The sequence below is a fragment of the Streptomyces sp. NBC_01306 genome, from assembly GCF_026340465.1.
GTDB lineage: Bacteria > Actinomycetota > Actinomycetes > Streptomycetales > Streptomycetaceae > Streptomyces.
Genome location: NZ_JAPEPC010000001.1, coordinates 5,823,368 through 5,839,852, shown reverse-complemented (window position 1 = coordinate 5,839,852; position 16,485 = coordinate 5,823,368). Strand labels below are relative to the sequence as shown.

Sequence of the window (16,485 nt, the reverse complement as noted above, 5' to 3'; positions counted from 1 at the left end):
GCGCGGGACTCCGGTGACATTACGACAACTACCGCCCTCGCAACACCGGCCACTGATCGCTTTTCACCGATTCTTCAGCTCCGGGCCGCCGGGCGTCTTCCTGCCGCGGTGCGCAGCCCGGAGCCCGCACCCCGGGCCGGGCCGGGGTCAGTGTGCGGCCGACTCCCAGTCCGCGCCGACACCCACCGACACATCGAGCGGGGCCCGCAGTTGTGCCGCGGCCGCCATCTCCCTGCGGAGGATCTCCTCCACCTGCTTGCGCTCGCCGGAGGCGATCTCCAGCACGATTTCGTCGTGCACCTGGAGCAGCATCCGCGAGGCCAGCCCGGCCCCGGCCAGTGCCCGGTCCACCTTCAGCATCGCGACCTTGACGATGTCCGCCGCGGTGCCCTGGATGGGGGCGTTGAGCGCCATCCGCTCGGCCATCTCACGGCGCTGGCGGTTGTCGCTGTTGAGATCGGGCAGATAGCGGCGGCGGCCCAGCATCGTCTGGGTGTACCCGGTGGCGCGGGCCTCCTCGACGACGCGCTGCAGATAGTCCCGCACCCCGCCGAACCGCTCGAAGAAGGTGTCCATCAGCCCGCGCGCCTCGCCGGCCTCGATGTTCAGCTGCTGGGAGAGGCCGAACGCCGAGAGCCCGTAGGCGAGTCCGTACGACATCGCCTTGATCTTGCGCCGCATCTCCGGGTCGACGGCGGACTTCTCCACCCCGAACACCTGTGAGGCGACCGTGGTGTGCAGGTCCTCGCCCGAGGTGAACGCCTCGATCAGCCCGGCGTCCTCCGACAGATGCGCCATCACCCGCAGTTCGATCTGACTGTAGTCGGCGGTCATCAGCGATTCGTACCCCTCGCCGACGACGAAGCCGCGGCGGATGGCCCGGCCCTCGTCCGTACGCACCGGGATGTTCTGCAGGTTGGGGTCGGTGGACGACAGCCGGCCCGTCGCCGCCACCGTCTGGTTGAAAGTGGTGTGGATCCGGCCGTCCGCGGCCACCATCTTGATCAGGCCCTCGACGGTCACCCGCAGCTTGGCCTGTTCCCGGTGGCGCAGCATGATCACCGGCAGGTCGTGCTCGGTCTGCGCGGCCAGCCAGGCCAGCGCGTCCGCGTCCGTCGTGTACCCGGTCTTGGTCTTCTTCGTCTTGGGCAGACCGAGCTCGGTGAAGAAGACCTCCTGCAGCTGCTTGGGCGAGCCGAGGTTGAACTCGTGCCCGACCGCCGCATGCGCCTCCTTCACGGCCTGCTGCACCGCACCGGCGAACTGCTGCTCCATTCCCTCCAGATGGGCGCGGTCGGCGGCGATGCCGTGCCGTTCCAGCCGGGCCAGCAGGATCGACGTCGGCAGCTCCACATCGTGCAGCAGTCCGGTGGCGCCGACCTCCTGGAGCCGCTCGCCGAACGCGTCGCCGAGGTCGAGCACCGCGCGGGCCTGGGTCATCAGGGACTCGGCCTCGGCCTGCTCATCCGTTCCGAAGGCGAGCTGGCCGTCGGCGGAGGCCGCCGGGGCGAGCTCCCGGCCCAGGTACTCCACGGCCAGTGGCTCCAGCGCGAAGGAGCGCCGGCCGGGCTTCACCAGATAGGCGGCGAGCGCGGTGTCCATCGCGACGCCCTCGACGCTCCAGCCGTGCTCGGGGAAGACCCGCATCGCGTTCTTCGCGTTGTGCATGACCTTGGGGCTCTCCGGGTCCGCGATCCAGGCGGCGAAGGCCTGCTCGTCGGCCTCGTCCAGCTGGGTGGTGTCGAACCAGGCGGCGGGCCCGTCCGCCGCGGCGAGCGCGATCTCGCGGACACTGCCGGTGCCCAGCGCCCAGCTCTCGACGGTGGCCATGCCCAGCGGCTGCCCGCCGTGCTCGGCCAGCCAGGGCGCCAGCTCCCCGGAGGCCAGCACGGAGCCGTCCAGCTCGACTCCGGCGGCCGGAGCCTGGTCCGCTTCGTCCGCCGCACCCGGGTCGACGGCCAGCAGCCGCTCGCGCAGGCTCGGGTTCCGGATCTCCAGCACATCCAGCACGTGCGCGAACGCCTCCCGGTCGTACGCGGCGCGCTCCAGGTCCGCCGGGCCCTTCGGCAGCTCGACATCGCGGACCATCTCGGTGAGCCGGCGGTTGAGCCGCACCGCATCCAGGTGATCGCGGAAATTCTGCCCGGCCTTGCCCTTGACCTCGTCGGCACGCTCCACCAGCTCGGCGAACGAACCGAACTGGTTGATCCACTTCGCGGCCGTCTTCTCGCCGACGCCGGGGATACCCGGAAGGTTGTCCGACGGGTCGCCGCGCAGCGCCGCGAAGTCCGGGTACTGCTGCGGGGTCAGGCCGTACTTCTCCTCGACCTTCTCCGGTGTGAAGCGGGTGAGCTCGGAGACGCCCTTGGTCGGGTACAGCACGGTGACATGGTCGGTGATCAGCTGGAAGGAGTCCCGGTCACCGGTGACGATCAGTACCTCGAAGCCGGCCGCCTCGGCCTGGGTGGCGAGCGTCGCGATGACGTCGTCCGCCTCGAAGCCCTCGATCGCGAAGCGGTCCACCCGCATCGTGTCCAGCACTTCGCCGATCAGCTCGACCTGGCCCTTGAACTCGTCGGGGGTCTTGGAGCGGTTCGCCTTGTACTCGGGGAACTCGTCCGCTCGCCAGGTCTTGCGGGAGACGTCGAAAGCCACCGCGAAGTGGGTGGGCGCCTCATCACGCAGTGTGTTCGCCAGCATCGACGCGAAGCCGTAGACGGCATTCGTCGTCTGACCGCTCGCGGTCGTGAAGTTCTCCGCGGGCAGCGCGAAGAACGCCCGGTACGCCAGAGAGTGCCCGTCCATGAGGAGCAGGCGGGGGCGGGTGTCTGCGGTCTGCTTCGATGCTGTCTTTGCCACGGGTCCGATCCTGCCACGGAGCACTGACAATCCAGACCTCCGCACACCTCACCGGAACGGCTGTCAGTGGCGCGTGACAGGATCGGGGCTGTACGCCGATCCGCCCGCTCGAAGGAGAGCGCCATGGCTGCCAAGCCGCCCACAGGTGACCCGGTTCAGGACGCGCCGCAGGTCACGGCCCCGCATCATGCCGCCGCCGGGCTGCCCGCCATCGGCCACACCCTGCAGATCGCCCAGCAGCAGATGGGCGTGGTGCGGACCGCGAGGACCCTTCTCAAGGTCAATCAGAAGGGCGGCTTCGACTGCCCCGGCTGCGCCTGGCCCGAGGGCGACAAACGGCACACCGCGGAATTCTGCGAGAACGGCGCCAAGGCCGTCGCCGAGGAGGCGACGCTGCGCCGGGTCACGCCCGCGTTCTTCGCCGAGCACCCCGTCGCCGATCTCGCGTCGCGCAGCGGCTACTGGCTGGGACAGCAGGGCCGGATCACCGAGCCGATGCTCCTGCCGGAGGGCGGCGACCGGTACGAGCCGGTCAGCTGGGAGCGTGCCTTCGAGGTCATCGCCGAGGAGCTGCGGGCGCTGGACTCCCCCGACGAGGCGCTCTTCTACACCTCGGGCCGCACCAGCAACGAAGCCGCGTTCCTGCTCCAGCTCTTCGCCCGCGCCTACGGCACGAACAACCTGCCCGACTGCTCCAACATGTGCCACGAGTCGTCCGGATCGGCGCTCTCGGAGACGATCGGCATCGGCAAGGGCAGCGTCTCCCTCGACGACATGCACCAGGCGGACCTGATCATCGTCGCCGGGCAGAACCCGGGCACCAACCACCCGCGCATGCTCTCCGCGCTGGAGAAGGCCAAGGCCGCGGGCGCGAAGATCATCTCCGTGAACCCGCTGCCCGAGGCCGGCCTTGCGCGCTTCAAGAACCCGCAGACCCCGCAGGGCATGCTCAGGGGGGCGGCCCTCACCGACCTCTTCCTGCAGATCCGCATCGGCGGCGACCAGGCGCTCTTCCGCCTCCTGAACAAACTGATCATCGAGACCGAGGGCGCGACCGACGAGCTGTTCATACGCGAACACACCCACGGATACGAGGAGTTCGCGGCCGCCGCACGCGCCGCCGACTGGGACGCGACACTCACCGCCACCGGCCTCTCCCGCACGGACATCGAGCAGGCCCTCGCGATGGTCCTCGCCTCCAAGCGGACCATCGTCTGCTGGGCCATGGGCCTGACCCAGCACAAGCACTCGGTGCCGACCATCCGCGAAGTGGTCAACTTCCTGCTGCTGCGCGGGAACATCGGCCGCACCGGCGCCGGTGTCTGCCCGGTACGCGGGCACTCCAACGTCCAGGGCGACCGCACGATGGGCATCTTCGAGCGCCCCGATCCCGCGTTCCTCGACGCACTGGACAAGGAATTCGGGATCACCTCGCCCCGCCACCACGGCTTCGACGTCGTCCGCGCCATCGAGGCGCTGCGCGACGGCAAGGCCAAGGTCTTCTTCGCCATGGGCGGGAACTTCGTGGGTGCGACACCCGACACCGACGTCACCGAGGCAGCCATGCGCCGCGCCTCCCTCACCGTGCACGTGTCGACCAAGCTGAACCGCTCGCACGCCGTCACCGGCAGCCGCGCCCTGATCCTCCCCACCCTCGGGCGCACCGACAAGGACGTCCAGGCGGGCGGGAAGCAGTTCGTCACCGTCGAGGACTCCATGGGTCTCGTCCATGCCTCCCGGGGCAACCTCGCCCCCGCGGGCCCGCGGCTCCTCTCCGAGCCGGCCATCGTCGCCCGGATGGCGCGCGCGGTCCTCGGCGCCGAATCCGCCATCGGCTGGGAGGAGTTCGAGAAGGACTACGCCACGATCCGGGACCGGATCTCGCGCGTCGTGCCGGGCTTCGAGGACTTCAACACCCGCATCGCCGCGCCCGGCGGCTTCGCCCTCCCGCACGCCCCGCGTGACGAGCGCCGCTTCCCCACGGCCACCGGCAAGGCGAACTTCACCGCGGCGCCCGTCGAGCACCCGGAGCTCCCCGAGGGGCGGCTGCTGCTCCAGACCATGCGCTCGCACGACCAGTACAACACCACGATCTACGGCCTCGACGACCGCTACCGCGGCATCAAGGGCGGCCGCCGCATCGTCCTGGTCAACCCGGACGACGCCCGCGAGCTCGGCTTCGCCGAGGGCTCGTACGCCGACCTGGTCAGCGAGTGGAAGGACGGCGTCGAGCGGCGCGCCCCCGGCTTCCGGGTGGTGCACTACCCGACCACCCGAGGCTGCGCCGCCGCGTACTACCCGGAGACGAACGTCCTGGTCCCGCTGGACGCGACCGCCGACGTCAGCAACACCCCCACGAGCAAGTCCCTGGTGGTCCGTCTGGAACAATCCGCCACGGCCTAAGCGTTCGCTTAAGCCACCGGGCGGGCCCGCCAGCGGTCCGCTGCCGGAAGCCGGCGCAGCAGCCGCCACGACGATCGGAGCCGGACCACCATGGGCGAGCAGACCACCGTGAAGTTCCCTCAAGAGGTCATCGACGAGTACGCCGAGCTCGGCGTCGACCTGCCCGCGCTGTTCTCCGCAGGCCATCTCGGCGAGCGGATGGGCGTCCGGATCATCGAGGCCGCCGCCGACCGCGTCGTCGGCACCATGCCGGTCGAGGGCAACACCCAGCCGTACGGCCTGCTGCACGGCGGCGCGTCCGCCGTACTCGCCGAGACCCTCGGCTCCGTCGGCTCGATGCTGCACGGCGGCCCCTCCAAGCTCGCCGTCGGCGTCGACCTCAACTGCACGCATCACCGCGGCGCCCGCAGCGGGCTGGTCACCGGGGTGGCCACCCCGGTCCACCGCGGCCGGTCCACCGCGACGTACGAGATCGTCATCACCGACGAACAGGACAAGCGGGTCTGCACGGCCCGGCTCACCTGCCTTCTGCGCGACGCCGCCCCCGACGGCTCCGCGGGCTGACCCCACCCGCTCTCCACGACCGGGCGACGTCGCGGACACGCCCCAGCGGCCGTATCCGTCACGCAGAACACCGGCCGTCGCACTTTCATGTCACGCTGCGTAACAAAACCGCAATGAATGAGGGATTCCGCGGTGCCCCCGCACCCCGCCGCCGGCCCGCCCGGCGGCGGCTTTGCGACACCCGCACCGCGCACCCGCCGACAGCACCATGATTGCCTCAAGCCCCTTAGCGGAACTGCACGTTCTCACATCCCGGGCAGATACATGGTGACCGCATTTCTCCCAACTGTCCGCAGTGCGCCTACCGTTCGCCGCTCCGGTCATAACAAGACAGTCACATCCTGACCTTCGATGGTCCGCACTTCCGTCACCTGCGCTTAGAGTCACGCCCAGTCACCGCGCCGCCGGGCGCGTCTGCAGCACGGCCCTGCACCAATCCAGTACGGCCCGGCGAGACCTACGGCGCCTCAGCAGAGGCGGCGGCGCCAGGGAGAGGATTCATCGTGCGACAGCGTTCGTTGCTCATACTCACCACCGTGCTGACCACAGGCGCGCTCACACTCACCGCTTGTGGATCGCGCGACAACAAGGACAGCAAGGGCAGCAGCGGCGGCAAGACCGAGGTCGTCATCGGCGTCGACGCGCCGCTCACCGGAGCGAACTCCGCCACCGGCCTCGGCATCCAGGGCGGCGTCAAGGTCGCCATCGATGACGCGAACAAGAACAACACCGTGCCCGGCGTGAAGTTCAGCATCAAGGCACTCGACGACAAGGCCCTGCCGCCGACCGGCCAGCAGAACGCCTCCGCGCTGGTCGCGGACAACAACGTTCTGGGCGTCGTCGGACCGCTCAACTCCGGTGTCGCACAGACCATGCAGCAGGTCTTCGCCACCGCCAACCTGGTCGAGATATCACCGGCGAACACCGCCCCCGAGCTCACCCAGGGCAAGAACTGGCAGACCAAGAAGGTCCGCCCGTACAAGACGTACTTCCGCACCGCGACCACGGACGCCCTCCAGGGCGGCTTCGCCGCGCAGTACGCCGGGCAGACGCTCAAGAAGAAGAAGGTCTTCGTCGTCGACGACAAGCAGACCTACGGCGCCGGTCTCGCCAAGCTCTTCAAGGCCAACTTCCTGAAGGCGGGCGGCAAGCTGGCCGGCCAGGACCACGTCAACACCGGGGACAAGGACTTCTCCACCCTCGTCACCAAGATCAAGAACTCCGGCGCCGACATCCTTTACTACGGCGGCCAGTACGACGAGTCCCAGATCATCACCAAGCAGCTCAAGGACGCCGGCGCCCACATCCCGCTCATGGGCGGCGACGGCATGTTCTCACCCACCTACATCAAGACCGCGGGCAAGGCGGCCGAGGGCGACCTCGCCACCTCCGTCGGCGTCCCCGTCGAGTCCCTCCCCGCCGCCAAGGACTTCATCGCGAAGTACAAGGCCGCCAAGTACACCGGTGACTACGGGACTTACGGCGGATACTCCTACGACGCCGCCACCGCCATCATCAAGGCCGTCGGCGCCGTGGTGAAGGACGGCAAGGTCCCGTCCGACGCCCGCCAGCAGATCGTCAACGCCGTCCAGAAGACGGACTTCGACGGCATCGCAGGCCACGTCTCCTTCGACCAGTACGGCGACACCACCAACAAGCAGCTCACCGTCTACCAGGTCAAGAACGGCGCCTGGAAGGCCGTCAAGAGCGGCATCTACACGCCGGCCGGCTGACCAGGAACACCGCAGTGCACAGGGCCGCGCGGCCACGACCACCAGTCACCGCGCGGCCCGCAGTCTCCCCGTAGCTCACACCCCACCCACATGGAGGCCATGCGGTGAACTCCCTGCCGCAACAGCTGGCCAACGGGCTGTTCCTCGGCTCGATGTACGGGCTGATCGCCATCGGATACACGATGGTGTACGGCATCGTCCAGCTCATCAACTTCGCCCACGGCGAGATATTCATGACCGGCGGCTTCGGCGCGCTGACGGTCTACATGTACGTACTGCCTGACGGCACTTCGATGTGGATAGCCCTGCCGGCCATGCTGGTGGGCGGCGCCATCGTCGCCGTACTCGTCGCCGTCGGAGCGGAACGCTTCGCCTACCGGCCCCTGCGCGGCGCGCCACGACTCGCACCGCTCATCACCGCGATCGGCCTCTCCCTCGCACTCCAGCAGGCAGTCTTCAACTGGTACCCCGGCGCGGAGAACGCCCGCGTCTTCCCGCCACTGCCCGGCGGCCCGTACCACCTCGGCTCCATCGACATCCAGAGCGGCGACCTCTTCCTGATCATCGCGGCCCCCCTCTGCATGGCCGCTCTCGCCGTCTTCACCCGGACCTCCCGCACCGGCCGCGCCATGCAGGCCACCGCCCAGGACCCCGACACCGCCCAGCTCATGGGCATCGACACCAACCGCATCATCGTCATCGCGTTCGCCATCGGCGGCCTCTTCGCCGCCGTCGCCGGCATCGCGTACGGCTTCAAGATCGGCAACGTCGACTACAGCATGGGCTTCCAGGCCGGCCTCAAAGCCTTCACCGCGGCCGTGCTCGGCGGCATCGGCAACATCTACGGCGCCATGCTCGGCGGTCTCGTCCTCGGTGTCGCCGAAGTCATGGCCACCGCGTACATCGACCAGGTTCCCGGTATGCATCAGCTCGGCGGCCAGGCATGGTCGGCGGTCTGGGCCTTCGTGCTGCTGATTCTCGTACTGCTCCTACGACCACAAGGTCTACTGGGCGAACGCGTCGCGGACAGGGCGTGACGGACATGGAACCCACCCAGAACAACGAGCCCGACGCGAACGCCGAGACCACCGGCACCACCGGCACCACCGGCACCACCGGCACCAACCCGGCCAACGAGCCCACCGCCACCAGTGCCGCCACCCCCTCCGGTGCCTCGCCGCTCATCCCGCTCCCGCTGGTCGCCGCCCGCGTACTCACCATCGCCGGCGCCGTCATCACCATCGTGAGCGCCTTCCTCTCCTGGACCTGGGAGTCCGACTTCGCCGACGACCTGACCTACTCCGGGAACCCCTCAGGACTCCAGTTCCTCGCGGTCATCGGCGGCGTCGTCACCCTCCTCTTCGTCCTCAGCCACGCTCGCGTACGCGGACTGCGCTGGCTCAACCCCAGCGGCGCGACCGCCCCGGTCTTCCTCGCGGCGCTCGCCGCGTTCGCCGTCGTCTGGTACGTCGTCCTCGCCATCGCCTTCGAACTCGGCGGGCTCGTCAACCTCGACCCGGGCGGCTGGATCGCCGCCGTGGGCGCCGCAGTCGCCCTCGTCGGCACACTCGCGCTGCCCAGGCCCGGCACCACCGCGAAGTCCTACTTCGCCAAGGCCGACCCGATCCCCGCAGCCCAGGCGCTCCCGGCCTGGGGACAGCGCGTGGTCATCACCGCCGCCACCGTGCTCGGCCTCATCGTCTTCACGTACGGCATCGGCGTCCCCGACGAACAGCCGGAAGTCTTCATCGCGTTCGTCCTGCTCGTCGTCTTCAACGCCTGGGCGCTCTTCGGCGCCGGACTCACCGACCGCTTCTCCGAACTCAACGCCCGGCACAAAGGATTCGCCACCTCCATGGCGTTCCTCGCAGCGGCGATCTTCCCGTTCACCCAGAGCGAGGACCACAACGCCAACCTCGGCGTGAACATCCTCATCTTCGGAACCGTCGCCCTCGGCCTCAACATCGTCGTCGGCCTCACCGGACTCCTCGACCTCGGCTACGTCGCCTTCCTCGGCGTCGGCGCCTACGCGGCGGCACTGGTCTCCGGATCCGAGTTCTCCACCTTCTCCGGCGTCCAATTCCCGTTCTGGGCAGCCGCCCTGACCGGAATGGCAGCCTCCCTGATCTTCGGCGTCCTCATCGGCGCACCCACCCTGCGACTGCGCGGCGACTACCTCGCGATCGTCACCCTGGGCTTCGGAGAGATCTTCCGCATCGCCGTGAACAGCCTGGACGGCTCGTCGGGCCCCGACATCACCAACGGCCCCAACGGCATCCCCTCCATCCCGGACCTCGAACTCTTCGGGTTCAACCTCGGTGCCTCCCACAACATCGCGGGCTTCACCCTCGGCCGGTTCGCCAACTACTTCCTGCTCATGCTGGTGATCACCGGACTCGTCGTCCTGGTCTTCAACCGCGCGGCCGACTCCCGTATCGGACGCTCCTGGATCGCCATCCGCGAGGACGAGACAGCGGCCACCGCCATGGGCATCAACGGCTTCCGGGTCAAGCTCATCGCCTTCGCACTCGGCGCCACCCTCGCGGGCCTCGCCGGAACGGTCAGCGCGCACGTGACCTACAGCGTCACCCCCGCCCCGTACCAGTTCGCCGGAGCCGCCCCGCCCAACTCGGCCTTCCTGCTGGCCGCAGTGGTACTCGGCGGCATGGGAACGGTCGGCGGCCCGATCCTCGGTGCCACCTTCCTCTACCTCATCCCGGAGAAGCTCGGCTTCCTCAAGCAGTACGAACTGCTCGCCTTCGGCATCGCACTCGTCCTGCTGATGCGCTTCCGCCCCGAAGGCGTCATCGCCAACCGGCGGCACCAGCTCGAATTCCACGAGGACAGCGCACCCGACCTGCCGGAACAACGCACAACCGGCGACGAAACCGTCCCCGCAGGCAAGGCAGGGGCGTGAGGAACGACATGACCACGCACACGACCGCACCGGCCCCGGAAGCCACCGCCGCCCCCGTGCTCCAGGCCGAAGGCGTCATCATGCGCTTCGGCGGCCTCACCGCCGTCCGCGACGTCGACCTCACCGTCAACGCCGGAGAGATAGTCGGCCTCATCGGCCCCAACGGCGCCGGCAAGACCACCTTCTTCAACTGCCTCACCGGCCTCTACGTCCCCACCGAGGGCAAGGTCAGCTACAAGGGCACCGTCCTGCCGCCCAAACCGCACCTCGTCACCAAGGCGGGCATCGCCCGCACCTTCCAGAACATCCGGCTCTTCGCCAATATGACGGTCCTGGAGAACGTCCTCGTCGGACGCCACACCAGGACCAAGGAAGGCCTCTGGTCCGCCATCCTGCGCGGCCCCGGCTTCCACCGGGCCGAGGCCAGGTCCCGCGAACGGGCAACAGAACTCCTGGAGTTCATCGGCCTGGCCCACAAGGCCGGCCACCTCGCGCGCAACCTCCCGTACGGCGAACAGCGCAAGCTCGAAATCGCCCGCGCCCTCGCCAGCGAACCCGGTCTGCTGCTGCTCGACGAGCCCACCGCCGGGATGAACCCGCAGGAGACCCGCGCCACCGAGGAGCTCGTCTTCGCCATCCGGGACCAGGGCATCGCCGTACTCGTCATCGAGCACGACATGCGGTTCATCTTCAACCTCTGCGACCGCGTCGCCGTCCTCGTCCAGGGCGAGAAGCTCGTCGAGGGCACATCGGAGGTGGTCCAGGGCGACGAACGCGTCATCGCGGCCTACCTGGGAACGCCCTTCGAAGGCGCACCGGGGGACGAGGAGGTGGCCGAGGTCGAAGCGGCCGAGGCCGCGACAGGTACCACCAGCACGACAAGCACCACGGGCACGACCAGTACCACCAGCTCCACCGGTACCGAAGGAGACACCCAGTGACCGCTCTCCTGGAGGTCCAGGACCTCAGGGTCGCCTACGGCAAGATCGAGGCCGTCAAGGGCATCTCCTTCAGCGTCGAAGCCGGCCAGGTCGTCACCCTGATCGGCACCAACGGCGCCGGCAAGACCACCACCCTGCGCACCCTCTCCGGCCTGATCAAACCGGCCGGCGGCACGATCGCCTTCGACGGGAAACCGCTCGCGGGCATCCCGGCCCACAAGGTCGTCGCCCTCGGCCTGGCCCACTCCCCCGAGGGCCGGCACATCTTCCCGCGCCTGTCGATCTTCGAGAACCTCCAGCTCGGAGCGTTCCTCAGGGACGACAAGGAAGGCATCGAGAAGGACATCCAGCGCGCCTACGACCTCTTCCCGATCCTGGGCGAACGCCGGAAGCAGGCAGCGGGCACCCTTTCCGGCGGTGAGCAGCAGATGCTCGCCATGGGCCGGGCGCTGATGTCGCAGCCCAAGCTGCTGATGCTCGACGAACCCTCCATGGGCCTCTCGCCGATCATGATGCAGAAGATCATGGAGACCATCGTCGAGCTCAAGTCCCAGGGCATGACGATCCTGCTCGTCGAACAGAACGCGCAGGCGGCGCTGTCGCTGGCCGACCACGGGTACGTCATGGAGATCGGCAAGATCTCGCTCTCCGGTACCGGCCACGACCTGCTGCACGACGAGTCGGTCCGCAAGGCGTACCTCGGCGAGGACTGAACCCGGTCCGCCCGGTCCCCGCAGCACACAGCCGGACGGCCCACCCCGAATCTCCCGGGGCGGGCCGTCCGGCTGTCGCCTTCGTACTGCGGACCTGGAGCCGCGCCGGAGCTACTGCTCCTTGGCCGCCTTCTTCTCCTCGGCGTCCTCGATGACCGCCTCGGCGACCTGCTGCATCGACATCCGGCGGTCCATCGACGTCTTCTGGATCCATCGGAAGGCGGCGGGCTCGGTCAGCCCGTACTGCGTCTGCAGCACCGACTTCGCCCGGTCCACCAGCTTCCGCGTCTCCAGCCGCTGCGAGAGGTCGGCGACCTCCTGCTCCAGGGCCTTCAGCTCGGTGAAGCGGGAGACGGCCATCTCGATGGCGGGCACGACGTCGCTCTTGGAGAACGGCTTCACGAGATACGCCATCGCTCCGGCGTCCCTGGCCCGCTCCACGAGGTCGCGCTGCGAGAACGCGGTCAGCATCAGGACCGGGGCGATGGACTCCTCGGTGATCTTCTCGGCGGCGGAGATCCCGTCCAGAACGGGCATCTTCACATCGAGGATCACCAGATCGGGCCGGTGCTCCCGGGCCAGCTCGACGGCCCGCTGACCGTCACCGGCTTCGCCGACGACCGCGTAGCCCTCTTCTTCGAGCATCTCTTTGAGGTCGAGGCGGATGAGGGCCTCGTCCTCGGCGATGACGACACGGGTCGTCAGCGGCGGGACGTGCGACTTGTCGTCGTCGGCGACGGGCTGGGGCGACTCGGGGGCGGTCACGGGGCTCCTTGATTCATGGCAGGTGCTGCTACCTGAGCCTACCTAGCTCCTGTATGTTTGAGTCACGGCGGGTCTCCGCTAACCTTTGATCTCAAGGCAAGCCCTGGTAGTCCAGCGGAAGAGACACGGTGCTCAAACCACCGACAGCGTGGGTTCGAATCCCACCCAGGGCACTTTACCTTCGCTTCCAAGGCCCACCCCTTATTGGAGATCTTCACTCGCCTCAGCGAACGCAGCGTCGAACGGGTGCGGCAGCAGCGATGTTCGGGCCAGTCTCGCATCCATGTACGACCTCAGCGCACGCAAGCTCGCACTTGAACTCGTCGGCCAAGGTCACAGCCTCAACTCCGTCAGCAAGCAGACGGGTATATCACGGGCCGCAATCCGCGAATGGCAGACCCACGTGGAGCCTCTCGCCCACCCCCGCCTAGCCCCTTGCGCACGGTGCCGCCTCGAACCCGGAACCCCCGACGACGCCGCCGCATATGCATATCTACTCGGCCTCTACCTCGGCGATGGCTGCATCAGCCCTCATCCCAAGATTGGGTACTACTTGCGCATCGCCTGTTCCAACTCCTGGCCGGGGCTCATCGAGACGTGCCGCGAAGCGATCAGTGCCGTTAGTCCAAGCGATTCCCTTTGCTTGGTCCAGAAGGAAGGTTGTGTTGCCGTCACCGGTTACAGCAGACATTGGCCATGCCTGTTCCCCCAGCACGGCCCCGGGAAAAAGCACGACCGAACCATCGCGCTGGAACCCTGGCAGCAGCAGATTGTCGATGAATATCCTTGGCCGTTCGTGCGCGGCTTGATCCACTCCGACGGATGCCGGAACACAAACTGGACCACCCGCATCGTCGGTGGTGAGCGGAAGCGCTACGAATACCCCAGGTACTGGTTCACCAACGTGTCCGACGACATCCGCCGTCTCTACACCGACACCCTCGACAAACTCGGCGTCGAATGGAAGAGCTGCACCCGCCACAGCAGGCCATACAACATCTCCGTGGCCAAGCGCGGATCCGTTGCACTCATGGATGCACACGTAGGTCCGAAGTACTGAGCCGCGAAAGGGCCCCTCAGCAGCGAATTCGAGGGGCCCTGGTCTACTGCTGACCAGTCTGGCTACTTCGGCGAATCGTCCTCCCCGACGTGGTGGACGCGGACCAGATTGGTGGAGCCCGCGACGCCGGGCGGGGAGCCCGCGGTGATGACGACGATGTCGCCCTTCTGGCAGCGGCCCGCCTTCAGGAGTTGTTCGTCGACCTGCGCGACCATCTCGTCCGTGGATTCCACGTGCGGGCCGAGATAGGTCTCCACACCCCAAGTCAGGGTGAGCTGGGCACGTGTTGCCGGGTCCGGGGTGAAGGCCAGCAGCGGGATCGGTGAGCGGTAGCGCGAGAGCCGCTTCGCCGTGTCGCCGGACTGGGTGAAGGCCACGAGCAGCTTCGCGCCGAGGAAGTCGCCCATCTCGGCGGCCGCGCGGGCGACGGCGCCGCCCTGGGTACGCGGCTTGTTGCGGTCGTTCAGCGGCGGCAGGCCGCGGGCGAGGATGTCCTCCTCGGCGGCCTCGACGATGCGGCCCATCGTCCGGACCGTCTCCACCGGGTACTTGCCGACGCTGGTCTCGCCGGAGAGCATCACGGCGTCAGTGCCGTCGATGACCGCGTTGGCGACGTCGGAGGCTTCGGCGCGGGTGGGGCGGGAGTTGTCGATCATCGAGTCGAGCATCTGGGTCGCGACGATGACGGGCTTGGCGTTGCGCTTGGCCAGCTTCACGGCGCGCTTCTGGACGATCGGCACCTGTTCCAGGGGCATCTCGACGCCGAGGTCACCGCGGGCGACCATGATGCCGTCGAAGGCCGCGACGATCCCGTCGATGTTCTCGACGGCCTGCGGCTTCTCGATCTTGGCGATGACGGGGAGCCTGCGGCCCTCCTCCTCCATGATCTGGTGGACCTCGTCGACGTCCCGGCCGCTGCGCACGAAGGAGAGCGCGATGATGTCGGCCCCGGTCCGCAGGGCCCAGCGAAGGTCATCGGCGTCCTTCTCGGACATGGCGGGGACGGACACCGCGACACCGGGGAGGTTGAGCCCCTTGTGGTCCGAGACCATGCCGCCCTCGACGACCAGGGTGTGGACGCGGGGGCCTTCGACGGAGGTGACTTCGAGGGCGACCTTGCCGTCGTCGACGAGGATGCGCTCGCCGGTGGTCACGTCCCCGGCGAGGCCGTTGTAGGTGGTGCCGCAGCTGCTCCGGTCGCCCCGGGCGCCGGGGGCGACGGTGATGGTGAACTCGTCGCCGCGTTCAAGGAGTACGGGGCCTTCGGCGAAGCGGCCGAGGCGGATCTTCGGGCCTTGAAGATCCGCGAGGATGCCGACGCTGCGGCCTGTCTCCTCGGCCGCCTTGCGTACGCGGCGGAAACGCTCCTCGTGCTCGGCGTAGCTGCCGTGGCTGAGATTGAATCGGGCCATGTCCATACCGGCTTCGACCAGTGCCTTGATCTGGTCGTACGAGTCGGTCGCGGGGCCCAGGGTACAAACGATCTTTGCTCGGCGCATGGTTCGAGCGTATGCCTTACCGATGGGTAAGTGATGGGTCACACATGACGACTCAACCACCTTTACATGAAAGGCTATTGACAACTGTTGAATTGTGCGCGCGTGCGCTCTGATGAGCAATTCCGATGGGCCCTATGCGGAATTGCGTCCCCTGACCGTCGGCCGACTGCCGGCCGTGGCTCCCCCGGGCTTCCGGGCCGGGCCGGATTCCCGGTGCGGGCCTCAGAGCGCCGGTGGTGACATGGTGAAACGGGCGTTCACCTGTGCGTAAACGGTCTGGCGCTGGGGTTCGAGGTCGATGGCCGGTACGTCGTCCGCCCCGCCGGGTGCCGCCGCTCTGAAGCCACGGGTGCCGGCGAAGCCGGGGGCGGGCGGGCGCGCACCGTCCGCGCCCGGGTCGGAGAGCTCGACCAGGGCGGTCAGCTCGGCGCCGAGCGCCTCGGCGTACTCACGGGCGCGGGTGACGGCGTCCCGCACGGCCTGCCGGCGGGCGTCGCGGTGTGCGGGCGATCCGGGGCGCAGCGCCCACCAGGGTCCTTCGACGCGGGTCAGTTCCAGGCCGGCGAGGCGGGCGGTGAGTTCGCCGAGTGCGGTGAAGTCGTTGAGTGCGACGGTGATCCGGACGTGGCCGGAGTAGGCGCGGACCCTTTCGCCCCAGCCGTGCTGGGCCGGTTCGGGGCTGACGGAGAGCGCGCCGCTCTCCAGTTTCTCGACGGCTTCGCCGTATTCCCTGGCGAGTTCGAAGATGGCGGCGTTGCGCCGGGTGAGGTCCTGCAGCGCTGCCCGGCGGTCCTTGCCGCGGGCGCTCGCGGTGACGGTGAGGGTGGCGGTCTCGGGTTCGACTTCGAGGCTCGCCTCGCCGCGCACGGCGACGCGGGGGGTGTCGGGCGTGCCGTAGGGGGCTGCGGAGGGGTACGGGACTTCGTCGGTCATGGTTCCCACTGTCGCACCCCGGTACGACAGTCGGCGGTCACCAGATCGAAACCTGCGGGGGGTGTTGCACCGCGTGGCTCCTGGGTCAGAATCTACGC

12 protein-coding genes and 1 tRNA gene are annotated in these 16,485 nt (G+C 68.5%); 9 read left to right on the top strand and 4 right to left on the bottom strand.

Annotated elements, in window-relative coordinates:
- Nucleotides 1–147: 147 nt before the first annotated feature.
- Nucleotides 148–2,859, bottom strand: a complete 2,712-nt coding sequence (gene polA / locus OG385_RS25735) for a DNA polymerase I (RefSeq protein ID WP_266858052.1) — start codon at nucleotides 2,857–2,859, stop codon at nucleotides 148–150.
- Between the two features lie 123 nt (nucleotides 2,860–2,982).
- Between polA and OG385_RS25730 the strand changes: the two genes are divergently transcribed.
- The 7 genes from OG385_RS25730 to OG385_RS25700 all read left to right on the top strand — a co-directional run bounded on the left by OG385_RS25730 (nucleotide 2,983) and on the right by OG385_RS25700 (nucleotide 12,130).
- Nucleotides 2,983–5,262, top strand: coding sequence for an FdhF/YdeP family oxidoreductase (locus tag OG385_RS25730; RefSeq protein ID WP_266858051.1), 2,280 nt, complete (start codon nucleotides 2,983–2,985; stop codon nucleotides 5,260–5,262).
- Between the two features lie 90 nt (nucleotides 5,263–5,352).
- Entirely contained in the window at nucleotides 5,353–5,826 is a 474-nt protein-coding gene (locus tag OG385_RS25725) for a PaaI family thioesterase (RefSeq protein WP_266858050.1), read from the top strand.
- Between the two features lie 503 nt (nucleotides 5,827–6,329).
- The gene (locus tag OG385_RS25720; RefSeq protein WP_266858049.1) at nucleotides 6,330–7,559 is read left to right on the top strand and encodes a branched-chain amino acid ABC transporter substrate-binding protein; all 1,230 of its coding nucleotides are present in this window, start codon (nucleotides 6,330–6,332) and stop codon (nucleotides 7,557–7,559) included.
- A 104-nt stretch (nucleotides 7,560–7,663) separates the two neighbouring features.
- Nucleotides 7,664–8,596 carry a branched-chain amino acid ABC transporter permease gene (locus OG385_RS25715; protein ID WP_266858047.1) on the top strand — a complete coding sequence of 311 codons (933 nt, stop codon included), beginning with the start codon at nucleotides 7,664–7,666 and terminating at the stop codon, nucleotides 8,594–8,596.
- Between the two features lie 5 nt (nucleotides 8,597–8,601).
- Nucleotides 8,602–10,476, top strand: coding sequence for a branched-chain amino acid ABC transporter permease (locus tag OG385_RS25710; RefSeq protein WP_266858045.1), 1,875 nt, complete (start codon nucleotides 8,602–8,604; stop codon nucleotides 10,474–10,476).
- Nucleotides 10,477–10,484: 8 nt separating this feature from the next.
- Nucleotides 10,485–11,417 (top strand): ABC transporter ATP-binding protein, encoded by a 933-nt coding sequence (locus tag OG385_RS25705; RefSeq protein WP_266858043.1) that lies wholly within the window; start codon nucleotides 10,485–10,487, stop codon nucleotides 11,415–11,417.
- On the top strand, nucleotides 11,414–12,130 hold the full coding sequence (locus OG385_RS25700) for an ABC transporter ATP-binding protein (RefSeq protein ID WP_266858041.1): 717 nt from the start codon (nucleotides 11,414–11,416) through the stop codon (nucleotides 12,128–12,130). Before OG385_RS25705 ends, OG385_RS25700 begins: the two co-directional genes overlap by 4 nt.
- A gap of 111 nt (nucleotides 12,131–12,241) precedes the next feature.
- On the opposite strand, the gene OG385_RS25695 is transcribed toward OG385_RS25700, so the two are convergent.
- Nucleotides 12,242–12,895 carry an ANTAR domain-containing response regulator gene (locus tag OG385_RS25695; RefSeq protein ID WP_266858039.1) on the bottom strand — a complete coding sequence of 218 codons (654 nt, stop codon included), beginning with the start codon at nucleotides 12,893–12,895 and terminating at the stop codon, nucleotides 12,242–12,244.
- Between the two features lie 100 nt (nucleotides 12,896–12,995).
- On the opposite strand from OG385_RS25695, the gene OG385_RS25690 reads away from it, so the two are divergent.
- Nucleotides 12,996–13,068: transfer RNA gene (locus OG385_RS25690), tRNA-Leu, on the top strand.
- A gap of 110 nt (nucleotides 13,069–13,178) precedes the next feature.
- Nucleotides 13,179–13,955, top strand: a complete 777-nt coding sequence (locus OG385_RS25685) for a transcriptional regulator (RefSeq protein ID WP_266858038.1) — start codon at nucleotides 13,179–13,181, stop codon at nucleotides 13,953–13,955.
- Nucleotides 13,956–14,017: 62 nt separating this feature from the next.
- On the opposite strand, the gene pyk is transcribed toward OG385_RS25685, so the two are convergent.
- Both pyk and OG385_RS25675 read right to left on the bottom strand, forming a co-directional pair.
- Entirely contained in the window at nucleotides 14,018–15,454 is a 1,437-nt protein-coding gene (pyk, locus tag OG385_RS25680; protein ID WP_266858037.1) for a pyruvate kinase, read from the bottom strand.
- 222 nt (nucleotides 15,455–15,676) lie between these two features.
- Nucleotides 15,677–16,387 carry an SIMPL domain-containing protein gene (locus tag OG385_RS25675; protein WP_266858035.1) on the bottom strand — a complete coding sequence of 237 codons (711 nt, stop codon included), beginning with the start codon at nucleotides 16,385–16,387 and terminating at the stop codon, nucleotides 15,677–15,679.
- Between the last annotated feature and the right edge of the window lie 98 nt (nucleotides 16,388–16,485).

What these genes read in the sequence shown, in the direction of transcription:
- OG385_RS25730 (WP_266858051.1), top strand. Translation starts at nt 2,983, where the DNA reads ATGGCTGCCAAGCCGCCCACAGGTGACCCGGTTCAGGACGCGCCGCAG.
- OG385_RS25705 (WP_266858043.1), top strand. Translation starts at nt 10,485, where the DNA reads ATGACCACGCACACGACCGCACCGGCCCCGGAAGCCACCGCCGCCCCC.
- OG385_RS25725 (WP_266858050.1), top strand. Translation starts at nt 5,353, where the DNA reads ATGGGCGAGCAGACCACCGTGAAGTTCCCTCAAGAGGTCATCGACGAG.
- OG385_RS25675 (WP_266858035.1), bottom strand. Translation starts at nt 16,387, where the DNA reads ATGACCGACGAAGTCCCGTACCCCTCCGCAGCCCCCTACGGCACGCCC.
- OG385_RS25685 (WP_266858038.1), top strand. Translation starts at nt 13,179, where the DNA reads ATGTACGACCTCAGCGCACGCAAGCTCGCACTTGAACTCGTCGGCCAA.
- pyk (WP_266858037.1), bottom strand. Translation starts at nt 15,454, where the DNA reads ATGCGCCGAGCAAAGATCGTTTGTACCCTGGGCCCCGCGACCGACTCG.
- OG385_RS25710 (WP_266858045.1), top strand. Translation starts at nt 8,602, where the DNA reads ATGGAACCCACCCAGAACAACGAGCCCGACGCGAACGCCGAGACCACC.